This is a genomic window from Aliiroseovarius sp., from assembly GCF_965228805.1.
Lineage (GTDB): Bacteria > Pseudomonadota > Alphaproteobacteria > Rhodobacterales > Rhodobacteraceae > JASBTN01.
The window spans coordinates 4123644-4140555 of the sequence record NZ_CBDDIE010000003.1 but is presented as its reverse complement, the minus strand read 5'-3'; the positions used below and the strand labels follow the sequence as shown (position 1 = coordinate 4140555).

Here is a 16912-nt window from a genome sequence, read left to right as displayed (position 1 = left end):
GCGCCGTGACCAGCCAGTTACTGAGCCGATCCGCGAAATACGGGTTGTCGAGTGCTTTCCAGGCCTCATCGATGATGATCAACGTCGGCTTGCGATCCTCGATCACGCGCTCCACCCGTCGAAACAGGTAGGAGAGAACCGCCATGCGTTCCTTCTCGCTTTCGCTGTCGAGAATGCCGGTCAGATCGAACCCGACCACATCACCATCGAGCGAGAAGGTATCCTCAGCGCTTTGCCCGAAAATCCAACCGTAGCGGCCATCTGAGGTCCATTCCTGAATCCGTTCGAACAGATCCCCTTCATCTGCCCCCGCCACAAAGAGGGAGGCCAAATCCTGCCAGTTGCGCAGGGCGGCATCGCTCGCCCCGGCGTTCTGTCGCACCACCTCTTGCATGCGGTTGATCTGAACCGGGCTCAGGGGCTTGTCGGTGCGATGCAAGAGCGTGGCCAGCCAATCAGACAGCCAGGCTTGCCCGCGCCCATCGATTTCAGTGCGCAGTGGGTTGAGGCCGGTTGCTTCACCCGCCTTGATGGCGCTGTAGCGCCCGCCATTCGCGCGCACAGCCATTTCCATGCCAGCGCGATAGTCGAAAACAAAGACGCGCGCGTCGCAGCGACGGGCTTGTGTCATGAGGAACGCCGACAACACTGACTTGCCGGAGCCAGGACGGCCGAGGATCAAGGTGTGTCCGCCGGTCGGCTCTTTGTCCGGCTGCCCCGTCTCATGGTAATTGAACAGGAAGCCCGAGCGTTCAGGCGTTGGAAACAGGGTGATTGGCTCGCCCCAAGGCACTTTGCGTCCGGGCTTACCCAGTTGACCGCGATGAAGCGCGGCGAGGTCGGCAAAGTTCGTATTGGTGATAGCGGCCTTGCGGCTGCGCATCTGTCCATTGCCCGGATGCTGCGCGAAATAGTGGGTCCGCGCCGCAAAGCTCTCGTTTACAAGATTAACGCCTTCACTGGCCGCGATGTTGCGGACCTCGGCGGCGATTGCTTCCAGCTTTTCCCCGGTTTCGGCGAAAACCGTCACCGTCATGTGATGATCGCCAAAGCTGAGGCGCTTCGACTCCAGATCGTCGAGCGCGTCGACCAGTTCTTCGGCGAGGGAAATCGCGCCGTCATCGCTGGCCTTCATCAGACGCTGTTGGCGCTTGATCCGGCTGGCCATGATGTTGTTGTTGATCGGCGTGAAAGAATGGGTGACGACCATGTCGACGGGAAGATTCAGCTCATCGAACATGGTGCAGCTGGTTTTTGCCGGGTAGGTCTTGATCGCAAAACTGGTGCCAAACCGCTTGCCCGCCGTCCCATCGTCGAGCGTAAAGCCTCGCCCCTGAAACGTGACGCGCGTGTTGGCGACATCTTCGGCAATGATGCCAAAGCGGGATTTTGCGAAGAGCGGTCGCTCTTGGCCGATGTTGAGCGCCCCGAGGAAGCCAAGTAGCTCACCGGTTTCAGCTCCGAGCAGACGCGGGTTCATTTCTGCGAAGGATGAGAGCAGAAACCCGACAACTTCTTCGAGCTTGCGCAATTGCTTGGCTGTCTGGTCTTTCAGCTGTGCGATTGAGTCTGCACGTTTCAGGCGCAGCCGCGCGCCGAGGGGAGGACGTTTCAGCACCGTGAGTGTGAGTGTCTTGTCCCGCAGGCCCGCCTGCGCCATGGCCAGCTGCCAGCGGGTGTCCAGCGCTTGGGCAAACCCCTCATTGGGCACGGGCGGCAAGCCGGTTTCGATCGCTTTTGAAACCTTGTGAACGTAGAAACCGTACTCTGGCCCAATCTGCGCAATGATCGCCGCGAAGAGCGCGCGGATCTTCTCCAGATGCGCGTCATCGCAGGTCATGCTGTTGACGCCATCTAGGCGGATGCATTGGAACAGGGCATTGCCGCGCGTGCGGATCGTAACGTCATCCACGAGGCTGACATAGGGCAGCATGCTGGCCATTGGGCGCTCTTTGCGTGCCCAGTCCGGTAGCGTCGCAAGATCATCCGAGGGGTTATGGAGCATAGCTGTCCCCCGAATGGATCTTGCGATTTGGCGTCGGGGGCGTTTCCTGCAAGGCGGTGGCCATCACCTCAAGAAAGGCCGGATCCCAATTTGCCGCTTTCCACAGCGCGGGATAGGCCAGAGCAGCAATGATGATCACCGGCCAGCTTTGGACCCAAAGAAACAGCAACACAAACCCGAAGAGCCAAACCATGGCATACATGATCGGCAAGCCGATGAGCTTTGGCGGCCGGATCAGGCCCAGGAAGAGGCGCGTTTGCGTTGCCATGCCGGATTTACGCGCCCCAGATCGCGGTCACGATGGTCGGTGCAGCTGCGATGCCTGCAATGGCAACCAGCACCCAGAGGGCTTGGCGGAAATCCAGAATGCCGAAGAGCCAAGAGAGGAACACACCGATCAGGGCCAAGGTGCCGATGACAATACCCAAGGGGCCGGTGATCGTGTCGACGATACCTTGCAACAGGTTCTGCACCGGCGAGAGGTCGATGCTCTGCGCAAAGGCGGGATTGGCAATCATCAAGCTGGCCAGAGCCAGCGACAGGATCGTGCGGAATTGTATGTGCATCAGGAGGCTCCAGTCAGTCGATCACGCACCGCCAAGACGCGGCGCACGTGATTTTGGGTTTCTCGGTAGGGAGGAATGCCGCCATAGCGCGCGACCGCGTCTGGCCCCGCGTTATAGGCAGCGAGCGCGAGTTCGGGCGTGCCGAACTGCGCCAACATCATGAGATGGTAACGAGCAGAGCCATCCAGATTGGCCTGCCAATCATGGGGATCCACACCGAGCTGCGCGGCCGTTCCGGGCATCAACTGCCCGAGGCCGATCGCACCAGCTGAGCTGCGCGCATTCGGACGATAAGCGCTTTCGATCTCGATATTGGCTTGGAAGAGGGCCTGCCATTCCGTCACCGACAGCCCAGCACGGCGCAGTGCGGGGTGCCCGCCATAACGGTGTGCGGTACTTTCAAGCGCTGCAAGGATTTCGGGGCGGGGAACTGCGCGGGCGGGTGCAGGAGGGGGAGTTTCAGGCTCAGGTGCTGCGAAAACAATCAACTCTGGTGGGTTCGCGCCAATCCCATCGACGTAGCTTTGTGCGAAACCTGATTGCGGTGCCTTGGTCTCTAGATGGCCATCGGCCCGCATGGAAAGCACGAAGCCTTCAGAATAGGCGGGTGCAGCAAGGAATGCTGCGAGGACGGCAAGTGGTTTAGCCTTCGTCGTACAGGTTGTGCGAGGCGATCTTGCCTTCAAGCATCGGTATCGAGACGATCGAAACGCCAAGGCCAGCAAGGAAGCTGGATAAGCCGTTGATAGTCTTGAATTCCCTGGCAGCCATGTTGTTTCGCGCGGTGACAAGCAGGCGACGCGTCTCACCATCTGGCGAGACGCAATGCACGGTCCATACTCCGGACCACTGAGCACCTGTTCGTGTGGGCGTAACCCGGCACACAACATCCGCCGAATGACCCTCGGCAAGCAGCGTGCGCAGCCCGTCTTCACTGACAACATTGGGGGCGTCTTGCATCAAATTCATAGGATCGAGCCTTGCAGAATTATGCATTGGCCCGGCAGTCCCTCATGGACTACCGAACCGATACAATATTATAATCTTGCAATCAATAGGTGCAATTTGAGTTATTGCGCCCTTCATGCGTTGAAACAAATTTACTGCAACGGAGTGGCTGAGCCAAGATAATATGGCGCTTTTGAAACAAACATGGGCGGTTATGGTCGTTCTGAGCTGGGGTTCTGCCGCGATTGCGGGCACTTGCCTGCCGCCTGCGCCGCCCTGGATGCCGACCGACCCCGATGATGTCAGGGCCTATGCGGATCTGTTGAAGCGTGATGCGGATACGTATTTTACCGATGTCGAACGGTACTTCCGCTGCCTTGACCAGCAGCGGCGAGATGTCTTCGAGCAAGCGCGCGCGGTCACTGGAGACTATGCGCGTCTCTTGGAGCTTCTGGACGACGTGAGGTATTGAGACCCGTCCTTGCCTATTGATAGCGGCCGCTCATCAAAGCTGCGGCAAATGTCGGCAATGCGGACTTAGCTGCCTTTTGCTCACGCAGCTATTGCCGACGCAGCATTCGTTCACACGTGCCGCAACCTCATCGACGCAATGCGATTGGTGTCGCCAGACCGGTCGTTCGCGGGCGCCAGTTTCGCGCGAAACGAAACCGCGCTTTCACTGCAAATTGATTAGACCATCCAGACCGGGACGAAACGGACCTTGGACGAGTGTCCTATGTCAAGATCAGCCGCAGGCGCGCATCATGAATTCGACATGGCAATCAACGCTTTCCTTGGCGAGATTGCCTATGGCCATCTGATGCGCGAGAGCGAGAACTGTTTGGGTCAGATGATCTACCAAGACCGGTTGATCTTTGGCCGGTACCCGAGCGAAGGCTGCAAGTTCCGCTGAAATCTCTGCGCGTAGCAATTCCATGATCTTCGGAGCTGAGTTTGCCAATGATGTAACGAGGAGTATCGCCTCAGAGTCATTAGTCGCAGTTTCCAGGATCATGCGCAGACAGGCTTCCAACCGCTTACGTCCTCGCGGAACGCCAGAATGCAGGGCATCAAACCGTTCCTTCACATCCTTCGCGGCCTCTTCTGCAACTGTCGACACCAAGGCGCCTGTGTCCTCAAAGTAATTGTAAAAAGATGTGCGGCCTATGCCTGCCCGTTCGCAAACCGCCATGACCGTAACGCCCGCAACGCCTCGATTGCCAAGCTCAACTCTTGCGGCTTCCAAGAGAGCCAATCTTGTACGCCGTGCCTTTGGTGTAAGGTCTTCAAAATTCGCGTTCATCTCGGGTCTTGCAAAAATTTCATTATTGACATACCCGTCATTTTTAACTGACACAACTGTCATTTTTGAGGAGTGAACATGATTTCGTTGATCTCTCAGTTGGCAACAAGACGCGGGTTAACCGTTCTCATCATCGCCTATCTCGTGGTTTTTGGCGCAATCCTGATGACGCTTGGGCAGCTCAGGGAAGTCAGCGGCGGCTTTGGAATTCTGGATTTCGACCAAGGATATACCAGGGAAAGAGTGACGGAAGTTCTTGGAAGCTATGGTGAGCGCGGGTTCTCGCTGTACGGCCGAATCCAGCTTCTGGATATATTCAACCCAGCTCTCTACTCGCTCATCGCTGCCGTGTTTACCTACATTCTATGGAAGGGGCGCGGCGTCGATTGGCTTTGTCTTGCACCACTTCTGGGTGGGATTGGCGACTATACCGAGAATGTTACTCTGTTTCTTCTCGCGCGGGGATACCCCGACGTCTCAGATGATTTGATTGCGCTGAGTTCAACACTAAGCCTGATTAAGAATGCCCTGCTGGTTGTGGGGTTGTTGCCATTACTCGTCGGGCTCATTCGATGGGGCATTGGGCGATTGCAAAGAAGCTAGGCGACATCGAAGTCTGCCGCTCGCTATGCCTTGGACCGATTAGCGAGTTGGGCTTTCAGAATGATCTTACGCCTCATGAATGGCGGGTTAGCGCATCTGTGTTCTGCCGAAGTCAATTGCAGTGATGCGAAGGGCGATCAGAGGTTCGCCCTTCGCCGGAATGCATAGGCTGCGTCAGCTATGCGTGCGCGACTTGTCAGGATCATAGATGGGGCTGGTGGTGATTGTGGCCGTGGTTTCCAGCCCCTCGCCCGACACCGTGAGCGTGGTGCCAACCGCAAGGCCCGGTCGGACATGGGACAGGGCAAGGGATTTGCCCATACGGTGCGAATAGCAGGGGCTGTTGATGATGCCGACTTCCTGACCGTCCAACATCAGGGTTTCACCGCCTTCGACCATGTCTGGATGGTCGATGTCGAGGCAAACGTTGTTGACCTTCTCGGCACCTTTCGCCGCCATGACTGCCGCCTTGCCCCGGAAATCGCCCTTGGTTCTGCTGATGGTGAAGCCCAGCCCCACCTCCCATGGGGTGTTGTTCTCGGTCATGTCGTAGCCGTAGAACAGCAGGCCCGCTTCGATCCGCACCTTATCGAGCGCCGTGAAGGAACAGGGCATGACGCCTGCTTCGACCAGTTTGTCCCAGATGTCGGTGATCACCGAGCCGTCAGCGAAGATCTCGTAGCCACGTTCGCCGGAGTATCCGGTGCGCGAGATGCGGCAAGAATGACCGAAGAGCACCGCAGTCGCATGTTCGAAATAGGCCAGAGTGCTTAGGTCGATATCCGTATGCGCGTTGAGAATTTCCAGCGAGGCCGGCCCTTGCACCGACAGGTCGTGAAGATCGTCAGTAAACGTAACTTGAGCATCGTGCCCCTCCGCCGAAGCCTGCAAGAGCGCCATCGTGTCGCCCGAACCGTGCACGATCATCCATTCGTCACCGCCGTTGTTCGACACGATAGCGTCATCGGCGATCCCGCCTTGATCGGTGAGAACACACAGGTAAGCCGCCTTTCCCGGTGCGAGTTTGGAAAGATCGCGTGTGGTCAGGTGGTCGAGAATCGCTAGGGCGTCAGGACCGCGCACGAACACCTTCTTCAATGGCGACATATCGAACATGCCCGCGCGCTCGCGAACCGCATCGTGTTCATCATTGGGGTCGGTGTTGTAGGTCCAGGCCGTTCCCATACCATTCCAATCTTCCAGCCCAGAGCCAAGTGCGGTGTGGCGTGAGGCAAGGGCGGATGTGCGGCTAAGCTCTTCGGTCATGGGCGTTCCTTTCTAGTACCATTCGTCCGGCATCTGCGCCTTGCGCTCGGATACGAAGTCTTCGAGCGCGGCTTGGATGCCGGGTTGCATTTCGGGTTGTTGATAGTCGTTCAGCATCTGATGCCACCGCGCCGTGGCGCGCTGATCAGCGGTCAGCGCACCATTTTCAGACCAGGTCTCGAATGGGCCGGCGTCAGATATCCGTGGTTCAAAATTCGCCGTCGTGTAGTGGCGCAGCGTGTGGCTGGTCGACAGGAAATTCTCGCCCGGGCCGGTCTCATGGTAGGCGTCGCGCCCAAAGGCTTCGTCATCGGTAGCGAAACCCTGCAAAAGCTTCAGCATCGCGCCGCAATGGTCGAGGTCCATGATGAATTTCTCATAAGACATCACAAGCCCACCCTCGAGCCAGCCCGCCGCATGCCAGACCTGATGCGCACCAGAGAGCAGCGTGGACCACATCGCGCCGGTGCTGTCCTGCATGGCTTGCCCGTCCGGCGCGTTGGACGCGGTGATCTGACCCCCGCCAGAGCGCACCGGCACGCCAAGTCTTCGTCCCAGTTGTGTGAGCGCCATCGTGGTCATGTTTGCCTCGGGCGATCCGAAAGTCAGCGCGCCGGTGCGCAGGTTCATCGTCGAATGGAACGAGCCAAACACTACCGGGCAACCGGGCCGCACCAGCTGTGCCAGCGCGATGCCCACCATGGCTTCGGCCAATGTTTGTGCCGCGACGGCGGCCGGGGAAAGTGGCCCCATGGCGCCTGCAAAAATCGCAGGAGAGACGCAAACACACTGGCCCGCCTCTGCATAGATTCGCAGGGCCGAAGACATAGTGTCATCATAGATCAGCGGCGAATTGACGTTGATATTGCCCTGCATCACAGCAAAGCGATCCATGACGTCACCAAAGACGAGGCGTGCCATCTCGATACTGTCGCGCGCGCGCGAAGGCGCCGTGACAGAGCCCATGAAGGGCTTGGTCGAGAGCGTTAGATGCGCCAGCATCATGTCGAGATGGCGCTTGTTCACCGGGATATCTGTCGGCTCGACCACCGTGCCGCCGGAATGGTGCAGCGCAGGGGCACTGTAGGCCAGTTTCACGAAATTGCGGAAATCCTTCAGCGTCGCATAGCGCCGACCCTTTGCCAGATCACTGACAAAGGGAGAGCCATATCCTGGCATCAGCACAACGTTGTCGCCGCCAAGTGTCACGGTCTTGGCCGGGTCGCGGGCATGTAGTTGAAATTCGCTTGGGGCCGTGGCGCACAGCGCGCGAACATGGCCCGGCTCAAACCTTACGCGTTCACCGTCCACCTGCGCGCCCGCCTGGGCGAAGAGATCCAGCGCCGTTTGGTCCCCCCGAAACTCGACACCGATCTTGTCCAATATCCAGTTCGCCTGACTTTCGATGCAGGCCAAGGCCGTTTCATCCAGCAAATCGTATGCAGGTATCTTGCGGCCCGTGAACGGTGTGCTCTCCGAGGGCGCGTTATGACGGGAAAGACGGCCACGGCGCGCGCTGCTGCGGCGACCCTGAGGGGCTGGCATGTCTGTGATTGCGTTCAAAGTTTCCAACGCCAGCAACTCCTTTTGTGAGCCTAAACGCATATCATGTTCAAAAAAGCAGCTTGAAAATCGAAAAAATCTGTTCTCAGCGTTTAAATAAATTATACGCTACCCCATGACTGCTCGTTTCCATCACCATGATTTGCTCAGGCTATTTGCCGAGATCGCTCGCTATTCCAGCTTCTCGACGGCGGCTGCGGCACTCAATATGACAAAAGGTGCTATCAGCTATCAGATCAAAACCCTTGAGGCCGATCTAGGCGTGAGCCTGTTCCAGCGCACCACGCGCGGCGTCACTCTGACCGGTGAAGGTCTGAAACTGCTGACGATCTGCCAGAGCCGATACGACGAGATCGAAGCCGAAATTCAAATGTTAAAGGGGGTCTCGACCCTCTCTCTGACAGTTGGTGTTTCGACCTATTTCGCCGCGCGCTGGCTGTCGCCACGCCTGATGACCTTCATGCAAAGCCACCCGGACGTGCAGCTTCGCATTCAGCCGATGATCGAGTTTTCAGGGGCCGAGATGCAGGGCGTGGATTTGGCGATCAGATGGGGCAACGGGAATTGGAAAGACGGCACCGTGACACCGTTCATGCCGATGCCGTCCTTTCCGGTTGGCAATACCAATGTTGCGGGCCGGGTGGAACGGCTGGGGATCAGGGAGGCGGTCCCAGAACTAACATTGCTGCGCGATCGCGAAGACAGCAACGCCTGGTCTGAATGGTTGGAGCTTGCGGGCCTGCCGCCACAGGCGCGGCGCGACGTGTTAATCGTGCCGGATCCCAACGTGCGGGTTCAGGCGGTGATCAACGGCCAAGGTATCGCCCTGATGGATGATCTTGTGAGCGAAGAGTTGGTGGCAGGTAAGCTTCATCGGCTGTCGGAGATCGTGCTGCCAGACTATGGCTATTTCATCGTCAGGCCAGATCGGGCTACAGCGTCAGAACCGGCGACGGTGTTCTCGGATTGGCTTCAGGATGCGGTTTCAGTCCGCAACCAGTCCATGAATGACTCTGCGCCTTGAGACATCGGCTGATCCGTGAAAACGACAAAGTAACCCGCGTTATCAACTCTGACATCGGACAATCTGACAAGCGTTCCATCGCCAAATTCAGCCGCGACCAGATTATCCCACAGGGCGATCCCCTGGCCATCCACCACCGCCTGAACGCGGCTGTTTGAGTCCGGGATAGTCAAGCTGGACCGGCTGGGCGTGTAAGGCAGCCCAGCGGCTTTGTGCCAGGCCCGCCAACCGGCATCACCGGAACTGTCCCCCAAGAGCGGCAGTTGCCTGACCGCCTCGGCCAACCCAAGACGGCTCACCTGCTCAGCAACTGCGCGGTTGGCGGTTGGCACAGCAGGCAGGGACAAAAGAAGTTCGCTCTTATGGCCCTCCCAGCCGCCAATTCCCCAAAGGACTGCCATGTCAACTTTCACAGATCTCATCATGTCGACGGAGTTGAGCGGTTCGATCCGCAGGCTGATACCGGGATTGGCCTCGAAGAACCGTGTGAGCCTTGGCGACAGCCAGCGCGACGAGAAGTAGGTCAGTGCACCAATAGTCACGGCACTGGAGGCAGTGCCACGCAGGTCTTCGATTTCACGGTCGATCTGGCTCAGGGCCGTTTGGGACACATGCCACAACCTGCGCCCTTCCTCCGTCAGTTCCAGTTTTGCATGCGCGCGCTCGAACAGACGAAAGCCGAGCTCGGCTTCGAGTTTATTGATCTGGTAACTGATCGACCCTTTCGACTGATGCACCTCGTCCGCCGCTTTGGTCATCGACAGATTGCGGGCAACAGCATCAAAGGTCTTGAGAGCATCATAAGAACGAAATCGCATGTATATTGTTTAATTTTTTGGAACGACGTGTGCAAATCATTAGATTTGCGCCAAGCCCATTTGGCCAAATATCCTTAACACAATGCGTGGCATCCATCTGTCCTTGTCGAAGGTCACCCGCAGGCGTCTAACAACTCTGAACGGTGAATAATATGACAACCGACCTCTCTCACACTCGTTTCGCAGTCAAAGCCTTTCCGAACAAAGGCGAGCGCCCGCGCGAACTGACCCGAACAATGCCCCCCCATCCGCTGAGCTACATGGAGCTGCCCTATAATCCCGAATACACGCTCTACAACTCGCGCCTGACGCCGGAGAAACTCGACACGGCCACGGATGACGAGATGTATTGGGCCGTGCGCACCAATGTCATCTTTCGTCACACTGGCGAGTTGCCGATCGAGATCAGCGGACCGGATGCCGAAACTCTGTTGAACAAGGTGTTCACCCGGAGTGTCAGCAAGGTGAAACCGGGCCGCTGTTCCTATCAGTTTGCCTGCTATCATGATGGCGGCATGATCACAGACGGGGTGCTGCTGCGGCTATCCCACGACAGGTTTTGGATGGCGCAGGCCGACGGCGACTTGTTCAGCTGGTACAAGGCCCACGCCGAGGGGCTGGACGTGAAAATCCACGACCCCAATGTCTGGGTCAGCCAAATCCAGGGGCCGCGTTCGCTGGAATTGTTGGCCGCGGTACTGGACGGACCGATGCCCAATCCTTTCCGCTATTTCGATTGCGCTGAGGTCTCCATCGCGGGCCAGACCTGCTGGATCAGCCGCTCGGGCTTCACCAATGAGTTGGGTTGGGAGGTCTACCTGCTGCCCGACACCGACATCCCCGCCATCGGCGACCGGATCATGGAGGTCGGCGCGGCGTTCGGCATCTTGCTGACTGGAACGCCGGTGTTCCGGGCGCGGCGGATCGAGGCGGGGTTGCTCAATGCCGGGTCGGATTTCGGAGCCGAGACGACGCCGTTCGACGCAGGGCTTGGCGGTTTTGTCGAGTTCGACGACCGTGACTTTGTTGGCCGCAAGGCGTTGGAGGCCGCTAACCAGTCCTGCCGTACATGGGGCATGCGCGTGTCCGGCGGCGTGGCGCAGCTTGGACGCGTCATGACCATTGATGGCAAAGATGTCGGCCGTGTCTGTTCCTCGGGCTATTCGCCGTATCAGGGCTGTGGTGTTTGCATCGTGCGCATGGATGACCCTGCGCAGGGGCCCGGCACGCAGGTCGATGTGCTCTGCGCCGATGGTTCCACTCAAAAAGGCGAGCTTTGCACCCTGCCGATGTATGACGCGGACCGGCTCATTCCGCGCGGCAAGCTTGTCGACATCCCCACAAGCCCAATAGCGGCGGAATAACCATGTATGACATGAACCTCACCACCTCGCACTTCCCGGCGCAGAATGATGCGGATGTCCGCGACGTCACGGTTGGTGGGATGCTGCGAGAGGTGGCAGCCAGCCACCCGAATGCCGTGGCGATGGTGGATGTCGCGGACAGTGGTGACTGTGGCCAGTCATGGACCTATGGTGAGCTGCTGGTGCAGGCCGAGCGCTTGGCCCGCGCCCTCGCCACCCGGTTCGAAGCGGGTGACAGGGTCGTCGTCTGGGCACCCAATATCCCTCAGTGGATTTTCATGGAATATGCCTGCGGTCTTGCGGGGTTGGTTCTGGTTACAGCCAATCCGTCCTTTCAGGCCTCCGAGCTCAGGTATGTGCTGGAACAATCCGGTGCCGTCGGCCTGTTTATGGTGGACGGGTTCCGAGGCAACCCGATGGCTGAGATTGCGCGCGAGGCGACAAGCGGCAACACAGCATTGCGCGAGGTCGTCAATCTGGAAGACGAGGACGCGCTCTACGCATATGGAGAACGACCCGCCCTCCTGCCGGACGTCCAGCCGGACGATGCCGCGCAGATCCAATACACCTCGGGAACAACCGGATTTCCAAAGGGCGCGGTGCTCAGCCACAAGAACCTGGTGAACAACGCGCGTCTGTTCTGCGCACGCAAGCAGGTTGGTCCGCATTCGGTCTCGGCCAACTTCATGCCGCTGTTTCACACGGCGGGCTGTGCCACGGGCGCGCTTGGGTGCCTTCAGGCCGCGGCCAAGATGCTGTTGATCAAGCGGTTCGACGCGGATGTCTTTGCGCGATTGATCGAGGAACAAAGCGTCACAACCTGTTTTGCCGTTCCCACCATGCTGTTCAATCTGCTGGAATCGCTGGACAGAACCCAACGCGACATGTCCTCGCTTGAGGTCATCACGACGGGTGGCGCACCGGTGCCACCCGATCTGGTCCGCCGGGTGCGGGTCCGTTTGGGCTGTCACTTGCTCAGCGCTTTCGGGCAGACAGAGCACAGCCCGATGATCTGCCTGAACCCTGTCGAGGCAACGCTTGAGCAGATCGTGGAGACGGCTGGCCAACCGCTGCCACAGACCGAGGTCTCGATCCGTTCACCTGAAGATAATCGTGTGCTCCCAATAGGTGAAGTGGGCGAGATTTGCGCGCGATCCTACGCGGTGATGATCGGCTATAACGACAACCCGGAGGCTACCATCGCCGCCATCGATGGCGAAGGCTGGCTGCATACCGGCGATCTGGGCACGATGGACGCTCAGGGGTTCGTGCGGGTAACGGGCCGTGTGAAGGACATGATCATTCGCGGCGGTGAAAACCATTTCCCGGCCGAGATCGAGGCGGTTCTTGTGACTCACCCGGACGTGGCACAGGTGGCGGTCGTCGGCCTGCCGGACGAGAAATGGGGAGAGGTGATCGCGGCATTCATCCTGTCCGACCAACCGCTCGACGTGGCCGATTTGCGCACCCACTGCCGGGCGCATCTGTCCGCGCAGAAAACGCCATCGGTCTGGGTGCATGTGCCGAACTTCCCTCTGACAGGCTCCGGCAAAGTGCAGAAATTCGCCATTCGTGAGAAGTTCCTCGCAGGTAGCTACGGAGAGGTTCTGCAATGAGTGTGCGAATTGAAAAGGACGGCCCCGTCTGGACCGTGATCCATTCCCGCCCAGAGGCGCGCAATGCCATGGACCCGGAAAGCGCCAAGGCACTCTATGAGGCGTTCCGGTCGTTTGACGCGGACGATACCGCCAGTGTTGCGGTGTTCTGGGGCGAAGGCGGTGCCTTTTGTGCCGGGTGGGATTTGAAGCATGCAGCCTCTCTTGCCGGGGCCGAAGCGCTCGATCCGTTCGACTTTCCGGAGGAAGGCGACCCACCGATGGCGGCCATGGGACCCAGCCGGTTGGAGCTCGGCAAACCGGTGATCGCCGCAGTGGCAGGGCCTGCCGTGGCTGGCGGCATGGAACTGGCGCTTTGGTGCGATATTCGGGTGATGGAAGAAACCGCCTTCATGGGGGTCTACTGCCGCCGTTGGGGCATTCCGCTGATCGACGGTGGGACAGTGCGCCTGCCGCGTCTGGTGGGCGAAGGTCGCGCGATGGACCTGATCCTGACCGGTCGCCGCGTCGATGCAGACGAGGCGCTGCGGATCGGCTTGTGCGAATACGTCGTGCCTGAAGGCGACGCGCGCGCCAAGGCCGAAGCGCTGGCCCATGACATAGCCCGTTTCCCGCAAAGCTGCATGCGCGCCGATCGCCGCTCTGTGCGGGCGCAGCACGGGTTTTCGATGCGCGACGCACTTCGGCAGGAATGGCGTGGCAGCAAGGCCGAGGTCACCAAAGGCGTCGAAGGCGCAGCCCGCTTCGCCAGCGGCAAGGGTCGAGGGGGCGATTTCAGCGATGTATGAGCTGAGCCTCACCACCTCCCATGCCCCGGCCCAGTCCGACATGGAGACACGCGAGATCACCATCGGCGCATTGCTACGCGAGGTCGCTGCGGCGCGACCGGAGGCGGAGGCCTTGGTCGAAGTCAGGCGGGACGGTACAGAAGGACGCCGCTGGACCTACGCCGAACTTCTGAAAGATGCCGAGCGGCTGGCTTTGGCTCTGTCCACACGCTTTGCGCCCGGCGAACGCGTGGCCGTCTGGTCGCCCAACAGTCCCGAATGGGTCCTGATGGAATATGCCTGTGCGCTCTCCGGAGTGGTTCTGGTGACCGCGAACCCGGCCTTTCAAGCACGTGAGCTGGCCTATGTTCTGGAGCAGTCACGCGCGATTGCCCTGTTCCTTGTCGAGGAGTTCCGCGGCAATCCCATGGGCCGGATCGGGGTTGAGGTCGCGGCGAACATCCCATCGGTGCGCGAAGTCACGGACATGGAAAGCGCAGCGCTTTACGCGGAAGGGCCCCGCCCGCCTGCTTTGCCCGAAGTCGCCCCGGGCGACGCGGCGATGATCCAATATACGTCCGGCACCACCGGCTTTCCCAAAGGGGCGGTGCTGAGCCATCGCGGGCTGGTCAACAATGCACGCTTCTACGCGTCCCGCTGCGGCGCGACCAAGGCGACCACCTGGGTCAACATCATGCCGATGTTTCACACCTCGGGCTGCGGTATGGTCACCCTTGGTTGCTTGCAGGCGGGATGCCGCATGGTGCTGATCAGCCTGTTTGCTCCGGATGTTGCGCTTGACCAGTTGGAAGCGAACGGCGCGGACATCATCCTTGGCGTGCCGACCATGGTGGTGGCGCTGCTCGACGCGCAGGAAACGCGTCCGCGCGACCTGTCGGCCCTGAAACTGGTCAGCTGTGGTGGCTCGATGGTGGCCCCGGAACTGGTGCGCCGAGTGCAGAACTTGATGGGCGCCGGATTCTCGACGCTTTATGGTCAGACAGAACATTGCCCGGTGATCACTCAACACCATTTCTCAGACAGTATCGACGACATCTGTAACACGGCCGGTCAGCCTGTCGCGCAAACCGAGGTTTCGATCCGCAGCGTCGATGACAATAGCGCTGTCGCCGTTGGCAAGGTCGGGGAAATCTGTGCCCGCGGTCCCTGTGTGATGTTGGAATACAATGACAACCCCAAGGCCACGTCCGAGACGGTGGATGAAGGCGGTTGGCTACATACGGGTGATCTGGGCCGGATGGATGCGCGCGGGTATGTGACCGTGACGGGGCGGGTCAAGGAAATGATCATCCGGGGTGGCGAGAACCATTTCCCGGCCGAGATCGAGAACTGCCTGTTGGAACACGCGCAAGTGGCCGAGGTCGCCGTGGTTGGCCTGCCGGACCCGAAATGGGGCGAGGTCATCGGCGCGTTCATCCGCGGCACAGGACCACTCGACAAGGGCGCGCTGCATGCCCATTGCCGCGCAAACATGTCCCCGCAGAAAACTCCGAATGTCTGGGTGCAGGTCGAGAGCTTTCCCCTGACCGGCTCGGGCAAAATCCAGAAATTTGTTCTCCGCGACCGTTTCGTCGCCGGGGAATTCAATGAACTCTGACTGACAGGAACCGCCATGCAGGACGCAACCAGACACTATATCAACGGCCAATGGATAGCTTCGATCGACGGGCGCGAAATTGCGGTTGAGAACCCGTCCACGGAAGAGAATATCGCCACGATCACTTTGGGTGGCGTCGCTGATGCTGACGCGGCCGTCGCCGCGGCCAAGAATGCATTCCCGGCCTGGGCGGCAACAGACCCTTTGGATCGGATCGCCGCACTGGAGCGGTTGATGGAGGTTTACAAGTCGCGGGCGGAGGATATGGCACAGGCCATGAGTGCCGAAATGGGGGCACCTATCGCACTGGCAAAGACTGCACAGGTCGGTGCCGGGGCTGGGCATCTCAAGAACACCATCCGGGCGGCCAAGGCTTTTGACTTTGAACGTCCCTTGGGAGACCACGCGCCCGGCGACATGATCCTATACGAGCCGGTTGGTGTCTGCGCCCTGATCACCCCATGGAACTGGCCGATGAACCAGGTGATGCTGAAGGTCGCCCCGGCCCTGGCGGCAGGCTGCACGGTGGTGCTCAAACCCTCTGAACTCTCGCCACTCAGTGCAATTCTGCTGGCCGAGATGATCGATGCAGCGAACTTCCCGCCCGGTGTGTTCAATCTTGTGAACGGTGATGGTGCCGGTGTTGGCGCGCATCTCACCGCGCACCCGGACGTGGACATGGTCAGCTTCACCGGGTCAACCCGAGCTGGGGTCGCGATCAGCAAGGCCGCGGCAGACACCGTGAAACGCGTCAGCCTCGAACTGGGGGGCAAGGGGGCCAACATCATCTTCGCCGATGCAGATGAAAAGGCCTTCACACGCGGCGTGCGGCACTGCTTCAACAATTCGGGCCAGTCCTGCAACGCGCCGACCCGGATGCTCGTGGAGCGCTCGATATACGACCAGGCCGTTGAAGCCGCCCGAGCCGTAGCAGAGAAAACGGAGGTCGGACCAGCGGACATCGAAGGCCGCCAGATCGGCCCGGTTGTTTCTGAAACACAGTTCAACAAGATCCAGTATTTGATCAAGCGCGGCATAGAGGAACACGCCACACTGATCGCGGGTGGACTTGGCCGCCCCGACGGGCTGAACCGGGGTCACTTCGTGCGCCCTACGATCTTTGCTGATGTCACGCCGGAAATGACGATCTGGAAGGAAGAAATCTTTGGACCGGTGCTGTGTATCACGCCCTTCGATTCTGAACAGGAAGCGATCGCATTGGCCAACGATACGCCCTTTGGCCTCACGAATTATATCCAGACCCCTGACAAGTCCCGCGCCCGCCGAGTGGCGCGTCAGCTGCGGTCTGGTATGGTCGAGATGAACGGCAAATTCGGCGGTGCGGGCTCGCCTTTCGGCGGCATGAAGCAGTCGGGCAATGGCCGAGAAGGCGGTGTCTGGGGTCTTGAGGAGTTTCTGGAGGTCAAGGCCGTCAGCGATTGGGGGTAGGT

Annotated in this window: 17 protein-coding genes; 8 read left to right on the top strand and 9 right to left on the bottom strand. The window is 59.5% G+C overall.

What is annotated here, in order from left to right:
• From ACO07D_RS21465 to ACO07D_RS21445, 5 genes are all read right to left on the bottom strand, one after another.
• Window positions 1-2005, bottom strand: a 2005-nt coding sequence (locus ACO07D_RS21465) for a type IV secretion system protein B4 (protein WP_421704969.1), incomplete at its 3' end; no start/stop codon positions are given.
• Window positions 1995-2273, bottom strand: a complete 279-nt coding sequence (locus ACO07D_RS21460; protein WP_421704968.1) for a type IV secretion system protein VirB3 — start codon at window positions 2271-2273, stop codon at window positions 1995-1997. The genes ACO07D_RS21465 and ACO07D_RS21460, both read right to left, overlap by 11 nt.
• Window positions 2274-2280: 7 nt before the next feature.
• Window positions 2281-2571 (bottom strand): TrbC/VirB2 family protein, encoded by a 291-nt coding sequence (locus ACO07D_RS21455; RefSeq protein ID WP_025060020.1) that lies wholly within the window; start codon window positions 2569-2571, stop codon window positions 2281-2283.
• Complete coding sequence (locus tag ACO07D_RS21450; RefSeq protein ID WP_421704967.1) at window positions 2571-3149, bottom strand: lytic transglycosylase domain-containing protein; 579 nt, start codon at window positions 3147-3149, stop codon at window positions 2571-2573. The genes ACO07D_RS21455 and ACO07D_RS21450 overlap by 1 nt, the downstream gene beginning before the upstream one ends.
• Window positions 3150-3213: 64 nt before the next feature.
• A complete protein-coding gene (locus ACO07D_RS21445) occupies window positions 3214-3531 on the bottom strand; it encodes a hypothetical protein (protein ID WP_421704966.1) in 318 nt (105 codons plus the stop codon).
• Between the two features lie 202 nt (window positions 3532-3733).
• Between ACO07D_RS21445 and ACO07D_RS21440 the strand changes: the two genes are divergently transcribed.
• Window positions 3734-3991: a hypothetical protein gene (locus tag ACO07D_RS21440; protein ID WP_421704965.1), complete on the top strand. Its 258-nt coding sequence runs from the start codon at window positions 3734-3736 to the stop codon at window positions 3989-3991.
• Between the two features lie 273 nt (window positions 3992-4264).
• Here ACO07D_RS21440 and ACO07D_RS21435 read toward each other — a convergent pair whose 3' ends face one another.
• Window positions 4265-4885 (bottom strand): TetR/AcrR family transcriptional regulator, encoded by a 621-nt coding sequence (locus ACO07D_RS21435; RefSeq protein WP_421704964.1) that lies wholly within the window; start codon window positions 4883-4885, stop codon window positions 4265-4267.
• A gap of 15 nt (window positions 4886-4900) precedes the next feature.
• On the opposite strand from ACO07D_RS21435, the gene ACO07D_RS21430 reads away from it, so the two are divergent.
• Window positions 4901-5425 (top strand): hypothetical protein, encoded by a 525-nt coding sequence (locus ACO07D_RS21430; protein ID WP_421704963.1) that lies wholly within the window; start codon window positions 4901-4903, stop codon window positions 5423-5425.
• A gap of 174 nt (window positions 5426-5599) precedes the next feature.
• On the opposite strand, the gene ACO07D_RS21425 is transcribed toward ACO07D_RS21430, so the two are convergent.
• Together ACO07D_RS21425 and ACO07D_RS21420 are read right to left on the bottom strand one after the other, a co-directional pair.
• Window positions 5600-6691, bottom strand: a complete 1092-nt coding sequence (locus ACO07D_RS21425; protein ID WP_421704962.1) for an aminomethyltransferase family protein — start codon at window positions 6689-6691, stop codon at window positions 5600-5602.
• Window positions 6692-6703: 12 nt separating this feature from the next.
• Window positions 6704-8296 (bottom strand): trimethylamine methyltransferase family protein, encoded by a 1593-nt coding sequence (locus ACO07D_RS21420; RefSeq protein WP_421704961.1) that lies wholly within the window; start codon window positions 8294-8296, stop codon window positions 6704-6706.
• 73 nt (window positions 8297-8369) lie between these two features.
• Between ACO07D_RS21420 and ACO07D_RS21415 the strand changes: the two genes are divergently transcribed.
• Window positions 8370-9278 carry a LysR substrate-binding domain-containing protein gene (locus ACO07D_RS21415; RefSeq protein ID WP_421704960.1) on the top strand — a complete coding sequence of 303 codons (909 nt, stop codon included), beginning with the start codon at window positions 8370-8372 and terminating at the stop codon, window positions 9276-9278.
• Here the strand turns inward: ACO07D_RS21415 and ACO07D_RS21410 are convergent.
• Complete coding sequence (locus tag ACO07D_RS21410; protein WP_421704959.1) at window positions 9227-10096, bottom strand: LysR substrate-binding domain-containing protein; 870 nt, start codon at window positions 10094-10096, stop codon at window positions 9227-9229. The genes ACO07D_RS21415 and ACO07D_RS21410 overlap by 52 nt on opposite strands.
• A 236-nt stretch (window positions 10097-10332) precedes the next feature.
• On the opposite strand from ACO07D_RS21410, the gene ACO07D_RS21405 reads away from it, so the two are divergent.
• The 5 genes from ACO07D_RS21405 to ACO07D_RS21385 are packed head-to-tail and all read left to right on the top strand — an operon-like array spanning window position 10333 to window position 16910.
• Entirely contained in the window at window positions 10333-11460 is a 1128-nt protein-coding gene (locus ACO07D_RS21405; RefSeq protein ID WP_421704958.1) for an aminomethyltransferase family protein, read from the top strand.
• A gap of 2 nt (window positions 11461-11462) precedes the next feature.
• Window positions 11463-13076, top strand: a complete 1614-nt coding sequence (locus ACO07D_RS21400) for a class I adenylate-forming enzyme family protein (RefSeq protein WP_421704957.1) — start codon at window positions 11463-11465, stop codon at window positions 13074-13076.
• Window positions 13073-13864, top strand: a complete 792-nt coding sequence (locus tag ACO07D_RS21395) for a crotonase/enoyl-CoA hydratase family protein (RefSeq protein WP_421704956.1) — start codon at window positions 13073-13075, stop codon at window positions 13862-13864. Before ACO07D_RS21400 ends, ACO07D_RS21395 begins: the two co-directional genes overlap by 4 nt.
• Window positions 13857-15461: a class I adenylate-forming enzyme family protein gene (locus tag ACO07D_RS21390; RefSeq protein WP_421704955.1), complete on the top strand. Its 1605-nt coding sequence runs from the start codon at window positions 13857-13859 to the stop codon at window positions 15459-15461. The genes ACO07D_RS21395 and ACO07D_RS21390 overlap by 8 nt, the downstream gene beginning before the upstream one ends.
• 15 nt (window positions 15462-15476) lie before the next feature.
• Window positions 15477-16910: an aldehyde dehydrogenase family protein gene (locus tag ACO07D_RS21385; RefSeq protein ID WP_421704954.1), complete on the top strand. Its 1434-nt coding sequence runs from the start codon at window positions 15477-15479 to the stop codon at window positions 16908-16910.
• Window positions 16911-16912: the final 2 nt, after the last annotated feature.